This window comes from Aeromicrobium duanguangcaii (genome assembly GCF_024508295.1).
In the GTDB taxonomy this organism is placed as follows: domain Bacteria; phylum Actinomycetota; class Actinomycetes; order Propionibacteriales; family Nocardioidaceae; genus Aeromicrobium; species Aeromicrobium duanguangcaii.
This window is the reverse complement of record NZ_CP101990.1, coordinates 950,808-968,704: the sequence shown is the minus strand read 5'-3', so window position 1 is coordinate 968,704 and position 17,897 is coordinate 950,808. Positions and strand designations below refer to the sequence as shown.

General features: G+C 70.7%; 19 protein-coding genes. 4 read left to right on the top strand and 15 right to left on the bottom strand.

The window, feature by feature from the left end; all coding sequences use genetic code 11:
- Positions 1-2: 2 nt before the first annotated feature.
- Complete coding sequence (locus tag NP095_RS04980) at positions 3-917, bottom strand: AAA family ATPase (protein ID WP_232417086.1); 915 nt, start codon at positions 915-917, stop codon at positions 3-5.
- 69 nt (positions 918-986) lie between these two features.
- Between NP095_RS04980 and NP095_RS04975 the strand changes: the two genes are divergently transcribed.
- Positions 987-1,436, top strand: a complete 450-nt coding sequence (locus NP095_RS04975; protein ID WP_232417087.1) for a flavodoxin family protein — start codon at positions 987-989, stop codon at positions 1,434-1,436.
- A 3-nt stretch (positions 1,437-1,439) separates the two neighbouring features.
- Here the strand turns inward: NP095_RS04975 and NP095_RS04970 are convergent, their stop codons facing one another.
- Positions 1,440-2,459 carry a PHP domain-containing protein gene (locus NP095_RS04970; RefSeq protein ID WP_232417088.1) on the bottom strand — a complete coding sequence of 340 codons (1,020 nt, stop codon included), beginning with the start codon at positions 2,457-2,459 and terminating at the stop codon, positions 1,440-1,442.
- 29 nt (positions 2,460-2,488) lie between these two features.
- The gene (locus tag NP095_RS04965; RefSeq protein WP_232417089.1) at positions 2,489-3,088 is read right to left on the bottom strand and encodes a LysE/ArgO family amino acid transporter; all 600 of its coding nucleotides are present in this window, start codon (positions 3,086-3,088) and stop codon (positions 2,489-2,491) included.
- A 79-nt stretch (positions 3,089-3,167) separates the two neighbouring features.
- On the opposite strand from NP095_RS04965, the gene NP095_RS04960 reads away from it, so the two are divergent.
- Positions 3,168-4,010 (top strand): LysR family transcriptional regulator ArgP, encoded by an 843-nt coding sequence (locus NP095_RS04960; RefSeq protein WP_232417090.1) that lies wholly within the window; start codon positions 3,168-3,170, stop codon positions 4,008-4,010.
- A gap of 12 nt (positions 4,011-4,022) precedes the next feature.
- On the opposite strand, the gene era is transcribed toward NP095_RS04960, so the two are convergent.
- The 8 genes from era to hrcA all read right to left on the bottom strand — a co-directional run bounded on the left by era (position 4,023) and on the right by hrcA (position 10,750).
- Entirely contained in the window at positions 4,023-4,949 is a 927-nt protein-coding gene (era, locus tag NP095_RS04955) for a GTPase Era (protein WP_232417091.1), read from the bottom strand.
- Positions 4,946-5,278: a cytidine/deoxycytidylate deaminase family protein gene (locus tag NP095_RS04950; RefSeq protein WP_154595428.1), complete on the bottom strand. Its 333-nt coding sequence runs from the start codon at positions 5,276-5,278 to the stop codon at positions 4,946-4,948. The genes era and NP095_RS04950 overlap by 4 nt, the downstream gene beginning before the upstream one ends.
- A gap of 29 nt (positions 5,279-5,307) precedes the next feature.
- Complete coding sequence (locus tag NP095_RS04945) at positions 5,308-6,591, bottom strand: hemolysin family protein (RefSeq protein ID WP_232417092.1); 1,284 nt, start codon at positions 6,589-6,591, stop codon at positions 5,308-5,310.
- Between the two features lie 4 nt (positions 6,592-6,595).
- Positions 6,596-7,063, bottom strand: a complete 468-nt coding sequence (ybeY, locus tag NP095_RS04940; RefSeq protein WP_232417093.1) for an rRNA maturation RNase YbeY — start codon at positions 7,061-7,063, stop codon at positions 6,596-6,598.
- Complete coding sequence (locus tag NP095_RS04935) at positions 7,041-8,063, bottom strand: PhoH family protein (protein ID WP_232417094.1); 1,023 nt, start codon at positions 8,061-8,063, stop codon at positions 7,041-7,043. The genes ybeY and NP095_RS04935 overlap by 23 nt, the downstream gene beginning before the upstream one ends.
- A gap of 47 nt (positions 8,064-8,110) precedes the next feature.
- The gene (locus NP095_RS04930) at positions 8,111-8,455 is read right to left on the bottom strand and encodes a histidine triad nucleotide-binding protein (protein WP_232417095.1); all 345 of its coding nucleotides are present in this window, start codon (positions 8,453-8,455) and stop codon (positions 8,111-8,113) included.
- Positions 8,456-8,551: 96 nt separating this feature from the next.
- Positions 8,552-9,694: a molecular chaperone DnaJ gene (dnaJ, locus tag NP095_RS04925; protein ID WP_232417096.1), complete on the bottom strand. Its 1,143-nt coding sequence runs from the start codon at positions 9,692-9,694 to the stop codon at positions 8,552-8,554.
- Between the two features lie 39 nt (positions 9,695-9,733).
- Positions 9,734-10,750 carry a heat-inducible transcriptional repressor HrcA gene (gene hrcA / locus NP095_RS04920; protein ID WP_232417097.1) on the bottom strand — a complete coding sequence of 339 codons (1,017 nt, stop codon included), beginning with the start codon at positions 10,748-10,750 and terminating at the stop codon, positions 9,734-9,736.
- A 110-nt stretch (positions 10,751-10,860) separates the two neighbouring features.
- Here hrcA and NP095_RS04915 point away from each other — a divergent pair, with 110 nt between their 5' ends.
- Together NP095_RS04915 and NP095_RS04910 are read left to right on the top strand one after the other, a co-directional pair.
- Entirely contained in the window at positions 10,861-11,289 is a 429-nt protein-coding gene (locus tag NP095_RS04915) for a hypothetical protein (RefSeq protein WP_232417098.1), read from the top strand.
- Entirely contained in the window at positions 11,282-12,118 is an 837-nt protein-coding gene (locus NP095_RS04910) for a DUF3097 domain-containing protein (RefSeq protein WP_232417099.1), read from the top strand. Before NP095_RS04915 ends, NP095_RS04910 begins: the two co-directional genes overlap by 8 nt.
- 3 nt (positions 12,119-12,121) lie before the next feature.
- On the opposite strand, the gene NP095_RS04905 is transcribed toward NP095_RS04910, so the two are convergent.
- From NP095_RS04905 to NP095_RS04890, 4 genes are read right to left on the bottom strand one after another with little or no spacing between them, the layout of a single operon-like run.
- On the bottom strand, positions 12,122-13,369 hold the full coding sequence (locus NP095_RS04905; RefSeq protein WP_232417100.1) for an arginine deiminase: 1,248 nt from the start codon (positions 13,367-13,369) through the stop codon (positions 12,122-12,124).
- A gap of 25 nt (positions 13,370-13,394) precedes the next feature.
- Positions 13,395-14,825, bottom strand: coding sequence for a basic amino acid/polyamine antiporter (locus tag NP095_RS04900; RefSeq protein ID WP_256766120.1), 1,431 nt, complete (start codon positions 14,823-14,825; stop codon positions 13,395-13,397).
- A 50-nt stretch (positions 14,826-14,875) separates the two neighbouring features.
- Positions 14,876-15,994, bottom strand: a complete 1,119-nt coding sequence (gene hemW, locus NP095_RS04895) for a radical SAM family heme chaperone HemW (RefSeq protein ID WP_232417102.1) — start codon at positions 15,992-15,994, stop codon at positions 14,876-14,878.
- A 24-nt stretch (positions 15,995-16,018) separates the two neighbouring features.
- The gene (locus NP095_RS04890) at positions 16,019-17,854 is read right to left on the bottom strand and encodes an AMP-dependent synthetase/ligase (RefSeq protein ID WP_232417103.1); all 1,836 of its coding nucleotides are present in this window, start codon (positions 17,852-17,854) and stop codon (positions 16,019-16,021) included.
- Positions 17,855-17,897 lie beyond the last annotated feature (43 nt).

Sequence of the window (17,897 nt, the reverse complement as noted above, 5' to 3'; positions counted from 1 at the left end):
CGTCAGACCGGTACCCGGCGCAGGACGTCGGCGACGACCTCGTCGGCGGAGCCACCTCCGCGCAGGGGAACGAGACGGTGCGTCAGCACGAGCGGGGCCAGCTCGGCGACGTCGTCGGGCAGCACGAACTCACGGTCGCGCAGGGCGGCGAGCGCCTTGGCCGCGCGGACCAGCTGCAGCGTCGCGCGCGGGCTGGCGCCCAGCCGCAGGTCGCCGGACTCGCGGGTGGCCCGGGCGAGGGCGACGACGTAGCGCTCGACCGACTCGGCCACGTGGATCGAGCGCACGTGGGTGATCATCTGCTGCAGGTCGTCCGCCATGACGACGGGCTCGAGCAGGGTGGCCGGATCGCGCAGGTCCCGGTCCCGCAGCATCGCCAGCTCGGCGTCGGCGTCGGGGTAGCCCAGCGAGATGCGAGCCATGAACCGGTCGCGCTGGGCCTCGGGCAGCAGGTACGTGCCCTCCATCTCGAACGGGTTCTGGGTGGCCACGACCATGAACGGCCCCGGCAGCGGATACGTCGTGCCGTCGACCGACACCTGACGCTCCTCCATCGCCTCGAGCAGCGCGGACTGGGTCTTGGGGGACGCGCGGTTGATCTCGTCACCGATGACGATGTTCGCGAAGACGGCGCCGGGCTTGAACTCGAACTCCGACAGCGCCTGGTTGAAGACCGAGACGCCGGTGACGTCCGAGGGCAGCAGGTCGGGAGTGAACTGGATCCGCCGCACGGAGCAGTCGACCGAGCGGGCCAGGGCGCGCGCGAGAGCCGTCTTGCCCACCCCGGGGACGTCCTCGATCAGCAGGTGTCCCTCGGCCAGCATCACGACGAGGGCTGTCTCGATGGCGTGCTGCTTGCCATCGATGACCGTGGCGACGTTGTCGAGAACGGACTGTGCTGCTGCGGCGAAGTCCATGCGCTGATCGTAGGCACACCGAGCAATGTCGGGCACGTCGTCGAGAAAGTCCGGCGATACGGTGGCGCCATGGCCCGCCTCCTCGTCGTCCAGCACTGCCCGACCCCGCGCCTGACGCAGATCGGCGACGCGGTCCTCGCCGGCGCCCGAGACAGCTCCATCGCGGGAGTCGAGGTCGTCGTGCGGCCCGCGCTCGAGGCGACGGTCGAGGACGTGCTCGCCGCCGACGGCTATCTGCTGGGCACGAGCGCGAACCTGGGCTATCTCTCCGGTGCGCTCAAGCACTTCTTCGACACCGTCTACAACGACGTGCGCGAGCCCACCGCCAAGCGGCCGTTCTCGTACTGGATCCGGGGCGGCTACGACACCACCGGCGCCGAGCGCGCGATGGAGTCGATCACCACGGGACTGCAGTGGTCGCTGGCGGCCACTCCCCTGGTCTTCACCGGGGACGTGGAGGCGCACCTGGACGCGGCGACCGAGCTGGGCGGCACGCTGGCCGCCCTGCTCATGGACTGACGCTCACCGCGAGCGGACGAGCCAGGTCCGCAGCCGGTCGAGCGGCCACGTCGTCACGATGCGGTCGGGGTCGATGCCGCGCTCGGCGGCCCGGGCGGCGCCGAGGTCGAGGAAGTCCAGCTGGCCCGGCGCGTGCGCGTCCGTGTCGATCGAGAACAGGCAGCCCAGCTCGTTCGCGAGGTCGATGAGCTCGTCCGGCGGGTCCTGGCGCTCGGGTCGCGAGTTGATCTCGACCGCGACGCCGTGATCGGCACAGGCGCGAAAGACCTCCTCGGCGTCGAACTGCGACTGACGGCGCTGGCCCCGGCCACCCTCGACGAGGCGACCGGTGCAGTGCCCGAGCACGTCCGTGTGCGGGTTCGAGACGGCGGCCACCATGCGCCGCGTCATCGACGGCGCGTCCATCGCGAGCTTGGAGTGGACGCTGGCCACCACGACGTCGAGCCGGTCCAACAGGTCGTCGTCCTGGTCGAGGGAGCCGTCGAGGTGGATGTCGACCTCGATCCCCGTCAGCAGGGTGAGGCCGTCGAGGCGGGTGTCGAGGTCGGCGATGACCTCGAGCTGCACCTCCAACCGCTCGCGGCTGAGGCCGTTGGCGATGGTCAGCCGCGGCGAGTGATCGGTGATCGCCTGGTACTCGCGGCCGCGCCAGGCCGCCGCGGCGGCCATCTCCTCGATCGGGCTGCCGCCGTCGGACCAGTCGGAGTGGCTGTGCAGGTCGCCGCGCAGCAGCGCGCGCAGCTCGGCGCCGCCGCTGGCCAGCGGCTCGATGTTCCGCTCACGCAGGTCGACCAGGTAGGCCGGCACCTTACCGTCGAGCGCCTGCTCGACGACCGTCGTGGTGCGGGGGCCGAGGCCCTTCATCCGGCCCAGCGCACCGGTGTGGGCCCGCTCGGCGATCTCGTCGGCCGGCAGGTCGGCCAACGCGGCCGCGGCCTTGCGGAAGGCCTCGACCCGATAGGTGGAGGCGCGCTCTCGCTCGAGCCAGAACGCGGTCTCACGCAGTGCTTCGACGGGATCCACGAACCCATCGTGCAAGAACCGGGCCGGTCTCACCAGATCAGGGTCGCGGCGATCACGAACATCACGATGCCGATGAGCAGGTCGAGCACCTGCCATGCGCGCGGACGGGCCAGCAGCGGGGCCAGTCTCGTGGCGCCCAGTCCCAGGCTCGAGAACCACAGCACGCTGCCCAGGCACGCACCCGCCGCGAACCACCAACGGTCCACGGACCCGTGGGTCTGGGCGATCGAGCCGAGCAGGACGACGGTGTCGAGGTAGACGTGCGGGTTGAGCCACGTCAGCGCCAGGGCCTGCAGCGCGACGGCCCGGCGCAGGCCGACCGTCCGCCCGGCGGTCTCCAGCCGCTCCGGGTGGCGGGCCCGGCGGATCGACGCGATGCCGTACCCGACCAGGAAGGCGACGCCGAGCCACGTGACGACGTCGATGACCCACCCCGCGCGGTCGACGATCGCCCCGATGCCGACGACCCCGGCCAGGATCAGGGCGACGTCCGAGGCCGCGCAGATCGCGACGACGAGGACGACGTGGACTCGCCGGATCCCCTGCCGCAGGACGAAGGCGTTCTGGGCGCCGATGACGACGATGAGGGACAGGCCGGTCAGCATTCCGGTCACGAGGGCGTGCAGCACATCCCCGAAACTAGGCCCCGGCGCAGGTGAAGTCCAACGAATCATTCTGTACTTGGTGAAGGACTGCTTAACTGGCCGGGTGGACCTCTCCCCCGCCCAGCTGGCCACCCTCGTCGCGATCGCCGACCACGGCTCCTTCGAGGCCGCGGCGCAGCGCCTGCACATCACGCCGAGCGCCGTGAGCCAGCGCATCCGAGCACTCGAGAACGCCGTCGGTCGAGTGCTCGTGGGGCGCGGCTCGCCCTGCACCCCCACCGAGGCCGGCACCGCACTGGTGCGGCTCGGTCGCCAGCTCGAGCTGGTCTACGCCGAGGCGCTGGCCGACGACGGTCCGACCGATCTGGCCCTGGCGGTCAACGCCGACTCGCTCGCGACGTGGTTCCGCCCCGTCCTCGCCGAGGTCGCCGCGTGGGACGAGGTCGCGCTCAGGCTGCGGGTCGAGGACGAGGGGCACAGCCACGACCTGCTGCGCCGTGGCGAGGTCGTGGGTGCGATCACGAGCGACCCGGCACCCGTCCAGGGCTGCTCGGTGACGCCGCTGGGCACGATGCACTACCTGCCCGTCGCCCACCCGGGCCTGCTGGACCGGTTCGGCGGGCGCCCCGACTGGGCGGCTATGCCGATGGTGGTGTTCAACGCCAAGGACCGCCTGCAGCACGAGGAGCTGCACCACCACACCGATGCCGAGCCCCGCGTCGTGCACGAGGTGCCGTCGTCGGACGACTTCCGGGCAGCGATCGAGGCCGGGCTGGGCTGGGGTCTGCTGCCCCGGGACCAGGCGGCCGCCGGGATCGAGGCCGGAGCCCTGGCCCGGCTGGGACGATCGGCCACGCGGGTCGCGCTGTACTGGCAGCGCTGGAAGCTGGACTCCCCGCTGCTCGACCGGCTCAGCGAGCGCCTGCTGGCGCACGCGCCGCGCTGAGTCCGGCTCGCGTCAGAAGCCGAGCTTGCGCAGCTGCTTGGGATCGCGCTGCCAGTCCTTCGCCACCTTGACGTGCAGGTCCAGGTGCACCGGAGTGCCGAGCAGGCGCTCGATCTGGCCGCGGGAGTCGATCCCGATCTGCTTGAGCCGGGCGCCCTTCTTGCCGATGATGATGCCCTTCTGGCTGTCACGCTCGACGTAGACGTTGGCGCGCACGTCGAGCAGCGGGCGATCGGCGGGGCGGTCCTCACGCGGGACGACCTCCTCGACGACGACGGCCAGCGAGTGCGGCAGCTCCTCGCGGACGTCCTCGAGGGCGGCCTCGCGGATGATCTCGGCGATCAGCGTGGCCTCGGGCTCGTCGGTCAGCTGGCCCTCGGGGTACAGCGGCGGGCCCTGCGGCAGGGTGTCGATCAGCAGCGAGGCGAGCAGGTCGACCTGCTCGCCGGAGACGGCGGACACCGGCACGACCTCGCGCCACGTCAGTCCGGCCTCCTCGCCGGCCGCGGCGATGTCGGACAGGTGCTGGATCAGCCGCTCCGGCGACACCAGGTCGGTCTTGGTCGCGATCGCGAACACCGGCTTGCGGCGCAGCGCGGCGATCTCCTTGATCAGGTAGCGGTCGCCCGGGCCGATCTTCTCGTTGGCGGGCAGGCACATGCCGACGGTGTCGACCTCGGCCCACGTGGTGCGGACCAGGTCGTTGAGCCGCTGGCCCAGCAGGGTGCGCGGCTTGTGCAGGCCGGGGGTGTCCACGAGGACGAGCTGCGCGTTCTCGCGGTTGACCAGCCCGCGGATGGCGTGGCGTGTGGTCTGCGGGCGCGACGACGTGATGGCGATCTTGCCGCCGACCAGGGCGTTCGTCAGGGTCGACTTGCCCGCGTTCGGCCGCCCGACGAAGCAGGCGAAGCCGGAGCGGAATCCCTCGGGCGTGCTCATGTGGTCAGCACCGTGTCGACCGTGCCCTTCGGATCGGCGACCACGACGGTCACGCCGACGCCGCCGAACTCGATCACCGCGTCCAGTCCGACGGGCACGTCGCCCTCGGTCACCAGGGCGACGGCCTCGAGGCCCTTGGCGCCCGAGGAGACGGCCATGGCGACCGCGAGGTCGACGGCCGAGATCGTCAGGGTGTCGAGGTTGACGGTCGCGGCGGCGTAGGTGCGGCCGTCGAGGTCACGGACGGCGGCCCCCTGCGCGACGTCGAGGCGGGCTCGCGAGGTCCGGGCGAGCGTCACGAGCTTCGCGTCCTCTGGGGGAAGATCCATGCCTCGAATGTACCGCCCGGGACTCACCCTCAGGCGTCGGCGGTCACGTCGAGCGGCTCGACGCGGGACACGACGACGCGCCCGATCCGGTTGCGTCGGCCGACCGGGGCCTGCGCCTCGAGACGCAGCCCGTCGACCTCGACGACCGCTCCGGGGATGGGCACCGTGCCCAGGTGCTTGGCCATCAGGCCGCCCACCGAGTCGACGTCCTCGTCGCGCACGGGGATGCCGAAGAGCTCCTCGAGGTCGTCCACGTCGAAGCGCGCGCTGACCCGCCAAGCGCCGTCGGCCAGCTGCTCGCGCTCGTCCGGCTCGTCGTCGTACTCGTCGGTGATCTCGCCGACGATCTCCTCGAGGATGTCCTCGATCGTGACGAGTCCCGCGGTGCCGCCGAACTCGTCGATGACGATGGCCACGTGGGTGCGCTGGGCCTGCATCTCGCGCAGCAGGTCGTCGGCGTGCTTGGTGTCGGGCACGAAGACCACCGGCCGGCAGATCGAGTCGACCTTCTCGGTCGTCTCGGCGGCGTGGTTGTCGAAGACGCGCTTGGTGATGTCCTTGAGGTAGGCCATGCCGATGACGTCGTCGAGGTTCTCGCCCGTGACCGGGATGCGCGAGAAGCCGCTGCGCAGCCCCAGCGACATCGCCTGGCGCAGGGTCTTGTGGCTCTCGATGTAGACCAGGTCGGTGCGCGGGACCATCACCTCGCGCACGATCGTGTCGCCCAGCTCGAAGACCGACTGGATCATCTTGGACTCGCCCGACTCGATGACCGACGAGGCCGCGGCCAGGTCGACCAGCTCACGGACCTCGACCTCGGAGGCGAACGGTCCCTCGGCGAAGCCACGGCCGGGGGTCAGCGCGTTGCCGATGAGGATCAGCAGCCGCGGCACCGGACCCAGCAGAGCCGTCAGCCAGATGACCGGCCCGGCCGATGCGACGGCGATCTTCTCGGAGTGCTGGCGGCCCAGGGTGCGCGGCCCGACACCGATCGCGACGAACGAGACCACGGACATGGTGCCGCCGGCGATCAGGACGTTGGGCCAGTAGCCCGCGACCCGGTCGGCCACGACCGCGGCCACCAGGACGATGCCGGCCGTCTCGGAGACGATGCGCAGCAGCAGCACCGAGTTCAGGAAGGGGGCCGGGTCCTCGAGGATGCGGCCGAGGCGCTTGGCGCCGGAGACGCCCTCCTCGGTGAGCTCGTCGGCGCGGGCGCGAGAGAAGGTCGAGATCGCCGCCTCGACCGCCACGAGCAGACCGGCGAGCAGGACGAGGACGACGGCCAGCAGCAGGGCGCCGGTGCCGGTCATCGACTCACGGCTCCCGCAGGGCCGGGTCGGCCCACTCCAGCAGCAGCCGGCCCTGGATGCCGAACATCTCGGCGTGCTCCTCCGGCTCGGCGTGGTCGTACCCGAGCAGGTGCAGCATGCCGTGGACGGTCAGCAGCGCCATCTCGTCGTCGCGCTCGTGACCCGCGGCCGGGGCCTGCTGCTCGGCGATCTGCGGGCACAGGGCGATGTCGCCGAGGTAGCCCGCCTCGCCGCGGTCCTCGTCGTCGTCACCGGGGGTCAGCTCGTCCATCGGGAACGACAGGACGTCGGTGGGACCCTTCTTGCCCATCCACTGCTCGTTGAGGACGGCGATGGTGTCGGTGTCGACGAGGCGCAACGTCATCTCGGTCTGCGGGTGCAGGCGCATGCGGCGCATGACGAACCGGCACAACGACGTCAGACCTGCGACGTCGACCTCGACGCCGGACTCATTGAGAACGTCGACGGTCATGTGCTCCCCCGGCGGACTCGGCGGCAGGCCGACCCTTCGCCTCGTAGTCGTCATAGGCGGCGACGATGCGGCCGACCAGCTTGTGGCGGACGACGTCGTTGCTCGTCAGCCGGCTGAAGTGCACGTCCCGGACGTCACCGAGGATCTGCTGCACGATGCGCAGCCCGCTCGTGGCGCCGCCGGGCAGGTCGACCTGCGTGACGTCGCCGGTGACGACCATCTTGGAGCCGAAGCCCAGTCGGGTCAGGAACATCTTCATCTGCTCGGCGGTCGTGTTCTGCGCCTCGTCGAGGATGATGAACGCGTCGTTGAGCGTGCGCCCGCGCATGTACGCCAGCGGCGCGACCTCGATGACACCCGACGTCAGCAGCTTCGGGATCGTCTCGGGGTCGAGCATGTCGTGCAGCGCGTCGTAGAGCGGACGCAGGTACGGATCGATCTTCTCGCTGAGCGTGCCCGGCAGGTAGCCCAGTCGCTCGCCGGCCTCGACCGCGGGACGGGTCAGGATGATGCGAGTGACCTCCTTGGCCTGCAGCGCCTGCACGGCCTTGGCCATCGCGAGGTAGGTCTTGCCGGTGCCGGCGGGACCGATGCCGAACACGATCGTGTGCTCGTCGATCGCGTCGACGTACTTCTTCTGGTTGAGCGTCTTGGGGCGGATCGTGCGGCCCCGGCTCGACAGGATGTTGTGGCTCAGCACGTCGGCCGGGCGCTCCTGCGTCTCGGTGCGCAGCATGGTGATGCTGCGCTCGACGGTCTCGGCGTTGAGCGCCTGACCGGTGCGCAGAATCGTCACGAGCTCGTCGAGGAGACGCTCGACGAGCGCCATCTCGGCGGGCTCGCCGACGAGGGTGACCTGGTTGCCACGCGCATGGATCTGCGCATCGAAGGCGGACTCCATCAGACGCAGGAACTCGTCGGCGGGGCCGAACAGGGAGACCAGGGGGACGGAGGCGGGGATCGTGACCGTGTGCCGGGCCTCGGAGATGTCTTGTGTCATACCCCTCCAGTCTACGGCTCGGTCACAGTCCACGCAGCCACGTCGGCTCAGGCCAGGAACAGCTTCGAGACGTCGACCCCGGCCAGCACGTGGGCATGGGCGTGGAAGACGGTCTGGCCCGCGTTCGCCCCGGTGTTGAAGACCAGGTTGTAGTCCTCGTACCCCTCCTGCGCCGCGATGACGCGCGTCTGGGCCAGCAGCTCGGCGGCGATCGCCGGCTCGGCCTGTGCGAGCTCGGCGGCGTCGCGGGCGTGGACCTTCGGCACCACGAGCACGTGCACGGGCGCCTTGGGGTTGATGTCCCGGAACGCCAGCGTGTGCTCGCTCTCGGCGACGACGTCGGCCGGGATCTCGCCCGCGACGATCTTGCAGAAGATGCAGTCAGCAGCCATGCGCCGACTCTAGCGACCTCCCGAGATTTGCTCCTCAATGAACCTTTGAGACCGACTCAAAGGTCAGATGGGGAGCAGATCTCGGGAGGCGGGAGATCACTTGAAGGCGTCGCGCAGGCGGCCGAAGACGCCCCGCGAGCTGTGGCTGACGACCGGGTCGACGTGCTCCTCGTCGCGAGCGGCCGCGAGCTGCTCGAGCAGCTCGCGCTGCGCGGCGTCGAGATCGCGCGGCGTCTCGACGACGACCTGCACCGTGAGGTCGCCGCGACCCGAGCCGCGCAGGCGCGGGACGCCGAAGCCGCGAGCGACGATCGTCTCGCCGGACTGGGTGCCCGACGGCACGTCGATCGCGACGGACTTCTCGAGGTCCGGGAGGTCCTCGCGCTCGGCGTCGAGCGTCGGCAGGTCGATCCGGGTGCCCAGCGCGGCCGCGGTCATCGGGACGGTGACCTGGCAGACCAGCGCGTCGCCCTGACGGGTGAAGACGGGGTGACGCGCGACCTTGATCTCGATGTAGAGGTCGCCGGCCGGTCCGCCGCCCGCGCCGACCTCGCCCTCGCCGGCGAGCTGGATCCGGTTGCCGTCGTCGACGCCGGCGGGCACGTTGACCTGCAGGCTGCGACGCGAGCGGACGCGGCCCTCGCCGGCGCACTCGCGGCACGGGTCGGGGATGACCGTGCCGTAGCCGTGGCACGTGGGGCACGGACGCGACGTGCGGATGTCACCGAGCAGCGAGCGCTGCACGTGATGGACGCTGCCGTGCCCGTGGCACGTGCCGCAGGCGACGGGCTCGGAGCCCTCGTTCGCGCCGGAGCCGTCGCAGACCTCGCACGTGACGGCCGTGTCGACCTTGATGTCGCGGGTGACGCCGAACGCCGCCTCCGCGAGGCTGACCGACAGGCGCAGCAGGGCGTCCTGACCGCGCTGGACCCGGGACCGGGGACCGCGCGACGACGTCTGGCCGAAGAACGCGTCCATGATGTCGTCGAAGCTGAAGCCCTGGCCGAAGCCGCCGCCCATGCCGCCACCGGACAGCGGGTCACCGCCACGGTCGTAGACCGACCGCTTCTGCGGGTCCGACAGCACCTCGTAGGCCGTCGTGACCTCCTTGAATCGCTCGGAGGCGTCCGGAGCGTCGTTGACGTCGGGGTGCAGCTGGCGGGCCAGCCGGCGGTACGCCTTCTTCAACTCCTCGGGAGTGGCCTCGCGGGAGACGCCGAGCAGTTCGTAGTAGTCCAAGATCTCTTCTCTTTCGCAGTCAGTCGCGAGGTGGGGCGCTCAGCCGTCGGCGAGGATGCGGCCGACGTAGCGGGCGACGGCGCCGACGGCGGCCATCGTGGCGGGATAGTCCATGCGGGTCGGTCCCATCGTGCCCAACTGGGCGTAGGACTCGCCATCGGGGCCGTACGTGCTGGCGACGACGGCGGTTCCGGAGAGGTCGTCGCGGCCGGTCTCGCGACCGATGCGCACGTGGGGTCCGGCGGTGGCCTCGCCGAGCAGGCGCAGCAGGACGACCTGCTCCTCCATGGCCTCGAGCACGGGCCGGATGGCGGTGTCGAAGTCGGCGCCGAAGCGGGCGAGGTTGGCGGTGCCGCCGACGGCGACGCGCTCGTCGGACCGCTCGTTGGAGAAGGTGTTGGCCAGCGTCGTGACGATCGAGGAGACGACCGGGCGGTCCTCGATGTCGAACGTGTCGATGAGGTCGGCCAGCTGCAGCGAGGCCTGCGGGAGTCGCTCGCCCAAGGTGGCGCGCACGATGCGCGACTTCAGGTCGGCGAGCAGCTGGTCGCCGGGGGTCTGGGCCAGCTCGACGATGCGCTGTTCGACGCGGCCGCTGCTGGTGATGACGACGATGAGCACGCGCGAGCCCTCGAGGGCCACGAGCTCGACGTGGCGCACGGTCGAGCGGGTCAGCGACGGGTACTGCACGATCGCGACCTGGTTGGTCAGCTGGGCGAGGATCTTGACGCTGCGCATGACGATGTCGTCGACGTCGATGGCGCCCGACAGGAAGGTCTCGATCGCGCGCCGCTCGGCGACGGAGAGCGCCTTCACCTCGGCCAGCCGGTCGACGAACATCCGGTAGCCCTTGTCGGTCGGGATGCGGCCGGCGCTGGTGTGCGGGGCGGTCAGGTAGCCCTCGTCCTCCAGGGCGGCCATGTCGTTGCGGATCGTGGCCGACGAGACGCCCAGCCGGTGGCGCTCGACCAGGGCCTTCGACCCGACCGGCTCCTGCGTCGCGACGTAGTCCTCGACGATCGCGCGCAGGACGTTGAGACGGCGGTCCTCGATCACGCTGTCACCTCCACGCTGCTGGCACTCGACCCGGTCCAGTGCCAGTCTACCGGCGAGTCACACGGCGGTGCGCCTGCACGAACCCCTCGCCAGCATGGCAATCTGTCGGGGTGAGTGACGTGTCCGTGCGCGACGACGGTTCGATCCAGGTCGTCGACGGCGATGAGGTCCTGGTCTACACGCCCTATGCCGTCACGGCGCCCGACGGAACGACCGTCCAGCACGAGTCCCGCGGCGGCCAGATGGCCGCGGTGTGGGCCACCGCCGTGGGCGAGACGTTCGTCGAGATCTCCCACCTGGGCCACGGCCCCGAGGGCGGCGAGCTCGTGATGGTGGTGACGCGACCGGGGCACTCCCCCGACGTCGCGCTCGGCGCCCTGGTCACCGATGACGTCCCCGACACCGTCCCCGACTCGTGGCCGGCCGCGGTCGACCTGGCGATCGGCCTGATCGTGGACGACACCCTCGACAGCGGCTCGAAGGACGACATCGAGGCGTTCCACCAGCGGTTGCTCGGCGTGTGGTTCGGGCATGGCTGACCGGTACGGCCAGGACGTCCTGTCCGGTGACTGGCGCAAGCCCAAGCGCGGCCGCTCGACCGAGCTGGCCGCCGACCTCGGCCTCGTCGTCGAGGAGGCCTCCAGCGGCTTCGTCGGCGAGATCATGCGCGTCGAGCGCGATCTCGGCACCGTCGAGCTGGAGGACCGCCGGCTGCGCCGCAAGGTCTTCCCGCTGGGACCGGGCTTCCTGATGGAGGGCAAGCCGGTCGTCCTGGTCGCACCGACCCCGAAGACCGCGGCCGCGCCCACCCGCACCGCCTCGGGATCACGCCTGGCGGCCGACACGCGCGCCAGGGTGGCGCTGCCCAGCCGGATCTACGTCGAGGGTCGCCACGACGCCGAGCTGGTCGAGAAGGTGTGGGGCGACGACCTGCGCGCCGAGGGCGTGGCGGTCGAGTACCTCGGCGGCATCGACGACCTGGCCGCGATCGTGCGGGACTTCAAGCCCACCGCGAAGCGTCGCCTCGGCGTCCTGGTCGACCATCTCGTGAAGGGCTCGAAGGAGCAGCGGCTGGCCGACGAGGTCAAGCACGTCCCCCACCTGCTGGTCGTCGGCCACCCCTACGTCGACGTGTGGCAGTCGATCAAGCCGCAGCGCCTCGGCATGGACGCGTGGCCCACGATCCCGCGCAACGTGGAGTGGAAGAAGGGCATCTGCGCCCATCTGGGCTGGCCGCACGAGAACCAGGCCGACATCGCGCGCGCCTGGAAGGCCATGCTCGGACGGGTCGACTCCTGGACCGACCTCGAGCCCGCCTTCCTCGGCCGGGTCGAGGAGCTCATCGACTTCGTCACCCAGCCGGCGTAGGACTCAGTCCACCGCGTCGCGGATCAGCGGGCCCGTCATGCAGTGGCCACCACCGCGGCCGCGCCCCAGCTCGGCGCCGACGATCTCGATGACCTCGAGCCCGGCCTGGCGCAGCAGCGAGTTGGTGTGGGTGTTGCGGTCGTAGGCCACCACGACGCCCGGCTCGAGCGCGACGAGGTTGTTCCCGCTGTCCCACTGCTGGCGCTGGATGTCGTACTCGCTGCCGCCGGTCTCGACGACCTGGAACTTCCCCACACCCATGGCCTTCGCCACCACCTCGAGGAACGGGGTGTCGTCGTGATCGATCACCTCGATGCCGGGTGCGACGTCCGAGGGCACGATCGTGAAGGCATGGATCGTGTTCACGATCTCGGGATAGACGGTCACGACGTCACGGTCGGCGAACGTGAAGACCGTGTCCAGGTGCATCGCCGCGCGCAGCTTCGGCATCCCCGCGACGATGACCCGCTCCGCCGCGCCCTGCTCGAACAAGGCCTTGGCCAGCTGGGTGATGCCCTGCCGCGAGGAGCGCTCGCTCATCCCGATCAGCACGACGCCCCCGCCGGGCACCATCACGTCGCCGCCCTCCACGGTGGCGGTGCCCCAGTTGACCTCCGGGTCGCCCCACCACACGGTCGACCCCACGAACTCCGGGTGGAACTCGTAGATCGCCTTCATCAGGAGCGTCTCGTCCTTGCGGGCCGCCCAGTAGAGCGGGTTCAGCGTCACCCCGCCGTGCACCCAGCAGGTCGTGTCGCGGGTGTAGAGGGTGTTGGGCAGCGGCGGCATCAGGTACTCGTGGCCGCCGTGCGCCTGGCGGACGAGGGCGCGGTACCCCGCGGAGAGCTCGCTGGGCAGCTCGCGGGTCGACAGGCCGCCGATGAGGTAGCGGGCGAGGTCGGCCGCCGCGAGGCCGTCGAGGTACGCCCGGGTCTCCTCCACGAGCCCGATGCCGACCTCGTTCGGGACGATCTTGCGGTCCAGCAGCCAGGTGCGCGCGGCGGGGTCGGCCATCGTCTGGGCGAGCACGTCGTGCAGCTCGACCACCTCGATGTCGCGCGCTCGCATCATCGCCACGAAGTCCGCGTGGTCGCGCTGGGCGTGCTCGACCCACAGCACGTCGTCGAACAGCAGGTCCTTGCAGTTGGACGGCGTGAGCCGCTCGTGGGCCAGCCCCGGCTCGCAGACCAGGACCTTGCGGAGGCGGCCCACCTCGGAGTGGACGCCGTAGGCGTCGGACGGCTGGGTCATCGGAGGTCCTTCCGGTGGTGGCGGGTCACACGTCGATCCCGCCGGTCGAGAGCGTGTAGACGCCGGCGATCGCGCCGACGCAGATGATCAGGAAGAGCACGAGCTCGGCCCGGGTGAAGATCCGTCGGCCACGCTCGGTGCGCGCCCGTACGTACAGCAGCGCTGCCGGCGCGTAGACCAAGCACGACAGGAGCAGGAAGGGCGGTCCGGCCGCCACGAAGAGGAAGATCGCGTAGGCCACGGCCAGCACGGCGATGACGGCGTGCCGTCGCCGGTGGCGTGCGTCGTGCTCGTAGGTCTCGCCCGTGACGGCGAGCTTGAGCGCGTAGGCGGCGGCCAGCAGGTACGGCACCAGCACCATGCACGTGCTCAGCGCCAGCATGAAGTTCAGCGAGTCGCTGATCAGCAGCGTGAGGCCCAGCAGCACCTGGGCGCCCACGGTGGTCGCCAGCAGCGCGCCGATCGGCGTGCCGTGGTCGTTCTCGCGCCCCAGCGCGGCCGGCATGTCCTCCGCGCGGGCGGGAGCGTGCATGACCTCGGCCGCCATCAGCGTCCACGCCAGGTAGGCGCCGAGCACGGACACCACGACGCCGGCGCTGACGAACCACTCGCCCCACGGCCCGACGACGCCCTCGAACAGGCCGACCATCGACGGCTCTCGCGTCTGGGCGATCCGGGACCGGTCGAACGCCCCGTAGGAGACCATCGTCACCAGGGCGAACAGCGCCAGGACGCTCAGGAAGCCCAGCACGGTGGCTGTGCCCACGTCCTCACGGCGCTGGGCGTGGCGCGAGTAGACGCTGGCGCCCTCGACCCCGATGAACACGAACGTCGTGATGATCATCGTGTTCCTGACCTGGTCGGTCAGCGAGCCGAGTTCGTCCCGGGCGAGGAAGTTGGCGCGGAACACCTCCGGGTCGAACTGCGTGGCCAGCACAACCACGAACACCAGGATCGGCACCAGCTTGCAGATCGTGACGATCCGGTTGACGACCGCCGCGTCCCGCACGCCGCGGGCGATGAGGAAGTGGAACACCCACACCCCGACCGTCGAGACGGCGACCGCCAGCAGCGTGCCGCCGCTGCCGAACCCCGGCAGGAACGCACCGATCGTCGCGGTGATGAACACCCAGTAGAAGGCGTTGCCGGCCACGCCGCTGGCCCAGTAGCCGATCGCGGAGTTGAAGCCGACGTAGTCGCCGAAGCCGGCCTTGGCGTAGATGAAGACGCCGGCGTCGAGCTCGGGTCGGCGCAGGGCCAGGTTCTGGAAGCACAGCGCGAGCATGAGCATGCCCGTGCCGGCCAGCGTCCACGCGATGAGCGCGCCGGCCACGCCGGTGGTCGTCGCGAAGCCGCCCGGCAGCGAGAAGACCCCGCCGCCGACCATCGAGCCGATCACCATCGCGGTCAGGACCGGGCGGCCGACCTTGGTGACCGTGGAGTGATGCGTCGTCATGCCCGCCTCGCCCATGGGGTGAACGTAGCCGAACCGGGGCGGGTCCGCGCTCAATCGAGCGCCTCGACCGCCTCGAGCACGACCCGGTCCGCCATGAGGCGCCCGGTGCGGGTGAGCACCATGCGGTCCCCGACGGGCGTCAGCCAGCCGGCGTCGACGAGGCGATCGGCGTCGCCCAGCAACGCGGTCTCGATGCCCTCGGCGAGACGGATCCGCAGCATGACGTCCTCGAGGTGCCGCGCGTCCGCATCGGGTCGCTCGCCGTCGGCGCGCGGCGACTCGCCCGCGGTCAGCCGCTGGGCGTAGGCCGCCGGGTGCTTGACGTTCCACCAGCGCTCACCGCCGACGAAGGAGTGCGCGCCGGGCCCGACGCCCCACCACTGGCCGCCGTTCCAGTAGCCGATGTTGTGACGGCACTGCGCGGCCTCGTCCCGGGCCCAGTTGGACAGCTCGTACCAGTGCAGTCCGGCGGCCGCCATCAGGTCGTCGGCGAGCAGGTACTTGTCCGCGGTCTCGTCGTCGTCGGGCATGACGACCTCGCCGCGGCGGACCTTGCGCGCGAACGCCGTGCCTTGCTCGACGATCAGGGCGTAGGCGCTGATGTGGTTCGGTTCCATGGCCAGCGCGGACTCCACGGAGTGCCGCCAGTCGTCCATCGACTCGGTCGGCGTGCCGTAGATGAGGTCGAGGCTGACCTGCTCGAATCCGGCCTCGCGCGCCCAGGCGACGGCCTGCGGGACGCGCTCGGGATCGTGGGTGCGCTCGAGCACCGACAGGACGTGGGGCACCGCCGACTGCATGCCGAACGAGATCCGGGTGAACCCGCCCTCGCGCAGCTCGGCCAGCGACTGCGGCGAGACGCTGTCGGGGTTGGCCTCGGTCGTGACCTCGGCGCCGGGTGCGAGGCCCAACCGGTGGTCGACCGCGCGCAGGAACCGCACGAGGTCGCCCGCCGGCACCTGCGACGGCGTGCCGCCCCCGACGAACACGGTGTCGACCGTGCGCTCGGGGACGAGCGACAGCTCGGCCAGGGCCGCCTCGATGTAGGTGGCCCTGGACGCGCCGATCACGTCGGGTCCGCCGAGCTCGTCGGCGGTGTACGTGTTGAAGTCGCAGTAGCCGCACCGCACGGAGCAGAACGGCACGTGCAGATAGATGCCGAACGCCACGCTCCCAGAGTACGCGGCCCCGAATCAGGCCTCGACGTAGAAGCTGTTGAGCAGGTCGGCGTTGCGCTCCTCGACGACGCGGCGCTTGACCTTCATGCTCGGGGTGATCTCACCGGACTCGATGGACAGGTCGTGGTCGAGCAGGGCCCACTTCTTGATCGTCTCCCAGCGGTTGAGCCGCGAGTTGAGCTCGTCGATGTACCCGGCCATCTCGGCCAGCATCTGGTCCGACGCGGCGATCTCGGCGTAGGTCGCACCGGCCATGCCGTGGCTCTCGGCCCAGGCCTCGGCCGCGTCCGGGTCGAGCGTGATCAGGGCCGAGCAGAAGTTGCGGTCGTTGCCGTGGACGACCATCTGGCTGGCCAGCGGGCAGACGGCCTTGAACGTGCCCTCGACGTGCGAGGGGGCCACGTACTTGCCGCCGGAGGTCTTGAACAGGTCCTTCTTGCGGTCGGTGATGCGCAGGAAGCCGTCGGCGTCGAACTCGCCGATGTCACCGGTGGCGAGCCAGCCGTCCTCGGTCAGCGCGGAGGCCGACTCACCCTCGAGGTTGTGGTAGCCGCGCATGACGTTGGGGCCCTTGATCATGACCTCGCCGTCGGCGGCGATCTTGGCCTCGGTGCCCGGGAACGCCCGGCCGACCGTGCCGATCTTGAAGTCGTCGGGGTCGTTCACGAACGCGCCGGCCGACGTCTCGGTCAGGCCGTAGCCCTCCATGACGAGCACGCCGGCGGCGTGGAACCACTCGGCGATCTCGGTCGACAGCGCCGCGGCGCCGGAGATGAAGAAGCGCACGCGCCCGCCGAAGCGATCGCGGATCTTGCTGAAGACCAGCTTGTCGGCGATGCGGTGCTGAATCTTGAGCCCGACCGGGATCGGCTTGCCGGCGCGCTGGAGGCGCGAGACCTGCAGACCGACCTTCTCGGCCCAGCGGAACAGCTTGAGCTTCGCGCCGCCCTCCTCGACCATCATGCCGACGACGCGGCCGTAGGCCTTCTCGAAGATGCGCGGGGCCGCGCCCATGAACGTGGGGCGGACGACGGCGAGGTTGTCGACGATCTTGGGCACGCGGCCGTCGACGGCGCACGGGTAGCCGATCGTCAGCTGGGCGGTCAGCAGCACCTTGCCGAAGGAGTGCGCCATCGGGAGCCAGCGGTACTCGAGGTCGCTCTCGGACAGCGAGCCCGGGGCGGCGACGGCGGCGCCCTCGAACGTCCAGCAGTCGTGGACCAGGCGCACGCCCTTGGGGCGGCCGGTGGTGCCCGACGTGTAGATCAAGGTGGCGAGCGACTCCGGCTCGGTGCCCGCGACGCGCTCGCGCAGGATGTCGGGGTGGTCGAGCAGGTACTTCTCGCCGAGCGCGATCAGGTCGTCGAGCGAGATCACCCAGTCGCCGTCGGCCTCGCCCTCGTAGATGACGACACGCGAGACGCTGGGCAGCTCGGAGCGCTTCTCGCGCAGCTTCGCGACCTGCTCGTCGTCCTCGGCGAACACGATGCGGCTGTCGGAGTCGGACAGGATGTAGGCGACGTCGTCGGTGCTCGACGTCGGGTAGACGGTGGTCGTCGCCGCGCCGGCCACGTTCACCGCGAGGTCCGAGAGGATCCACTCGATGCGGGTGCCCGCGGCGATCGCGACGCGCTGTTCGGGCTCGACGCCCAGGGCCACGAGCCCGGCGGCGATCTTGGAGACCTTCTCCCCCGTCTCGTTCCACGTCATCGAGATCCAGTTCTCGTTCGCGTCGGGGTACCGGAACGCCTCACGCGGCCCGGACGCCTCGACCCGCCCGTAGAAGAGCTCCCCCACATTGCGGGCGCGGTTCTCGACGATCGCGAGCTGGTCGGCGGTGGACACTGCCATGAAGTTCTCCCGGGGACGGTGGGACGAGGGGGTGTGATCTCCA

Bases quoted from the DNA above. Each gene is read 5' to 3' on its own strand.
- NP095_RS04930 (WP_232417095.1), bottom strand. From the start codon at position 8,455: ATGGCTGCTGACTGCATCTTCTGCAAGATCGTCGCGGGCGAGATCCCG.
- NP095_RS04905 (WP_232417100.1), bottom strand. From the start codon at position 13,369: ATGACCCAGCCGTCCGACGCCTACGGCGTCCACTCCGAGGTGGGCCGC.
- era (WP_232417091.1), bottom strand. From the start codon at position 4,949: ATGAGCACGCCCGAGGGATTCCGCTCCGGCTTCGCCTGCTTCGTCGGG.
- ybeY (WP_232417093.1), bottom strand. From the start codon at position 7,063: ATGACCGTCGACGTTCTCAATGAGTCCGGCGTCGAGGTCGACGTCGCA.
- NP095_RS04980 (WP_232417086.1), bottom strand. From the start codon at position 917: ATGGACTTCGCCGCAGCAGCACAGTCCGTTCTCGACAACGTCGCCACG.
- NP095_RS04945 (WP_232417092.1), bottom strand. From the start codon at position 6,591: ATGACCGGCACCGGCGCCCTGCTGCTGGCCGTCGTCCTCGTCCTGCTC.
- NP095_RS04935 (WP_232417094.1), bottom strand. From the start codon at position 8,063: ATGACACAAGACATCTCCGAGGCCCGGCACACGGTCACGATCCCCGCC.
- NP095_RS04975 (WP_232417087.1), top strand. From the start codon at position 987: ATGGCCCGCCTCCTCGTCGTCCAGCACTGCCCGACCCCGCGCCTGACG.
- NP095_RS04950 (WP_154595428.1), bottom strand. From the start codon at position 5,278: ATGGATCTTCCCCCAGAGGACGCGAAGCTCGTGACGCTCGCCCGGACC.
- NP095_RS04900 (WP_256766120.1), bottom strand. From the start codon at position 14,825: ATGACGACGCATCACTCCACGGTCACCAAGGTCGGCCGCCCGGTCCTG.
- NP095_RS04890 (WP_232417103.1), bottom strand. From the start codon at position 17,854: ATGGCAGTGTCCACCGCCGACCAGCTCGCGATCGTCGAGAACCGCGCC.
- NP095_RS04910 (WP_232417099.1), top strand. From the start codon at position 11,282: ATGGCTGACCGGTACGGCCAGGACGTCCTGTCCGGTGACTGGCGCAAG.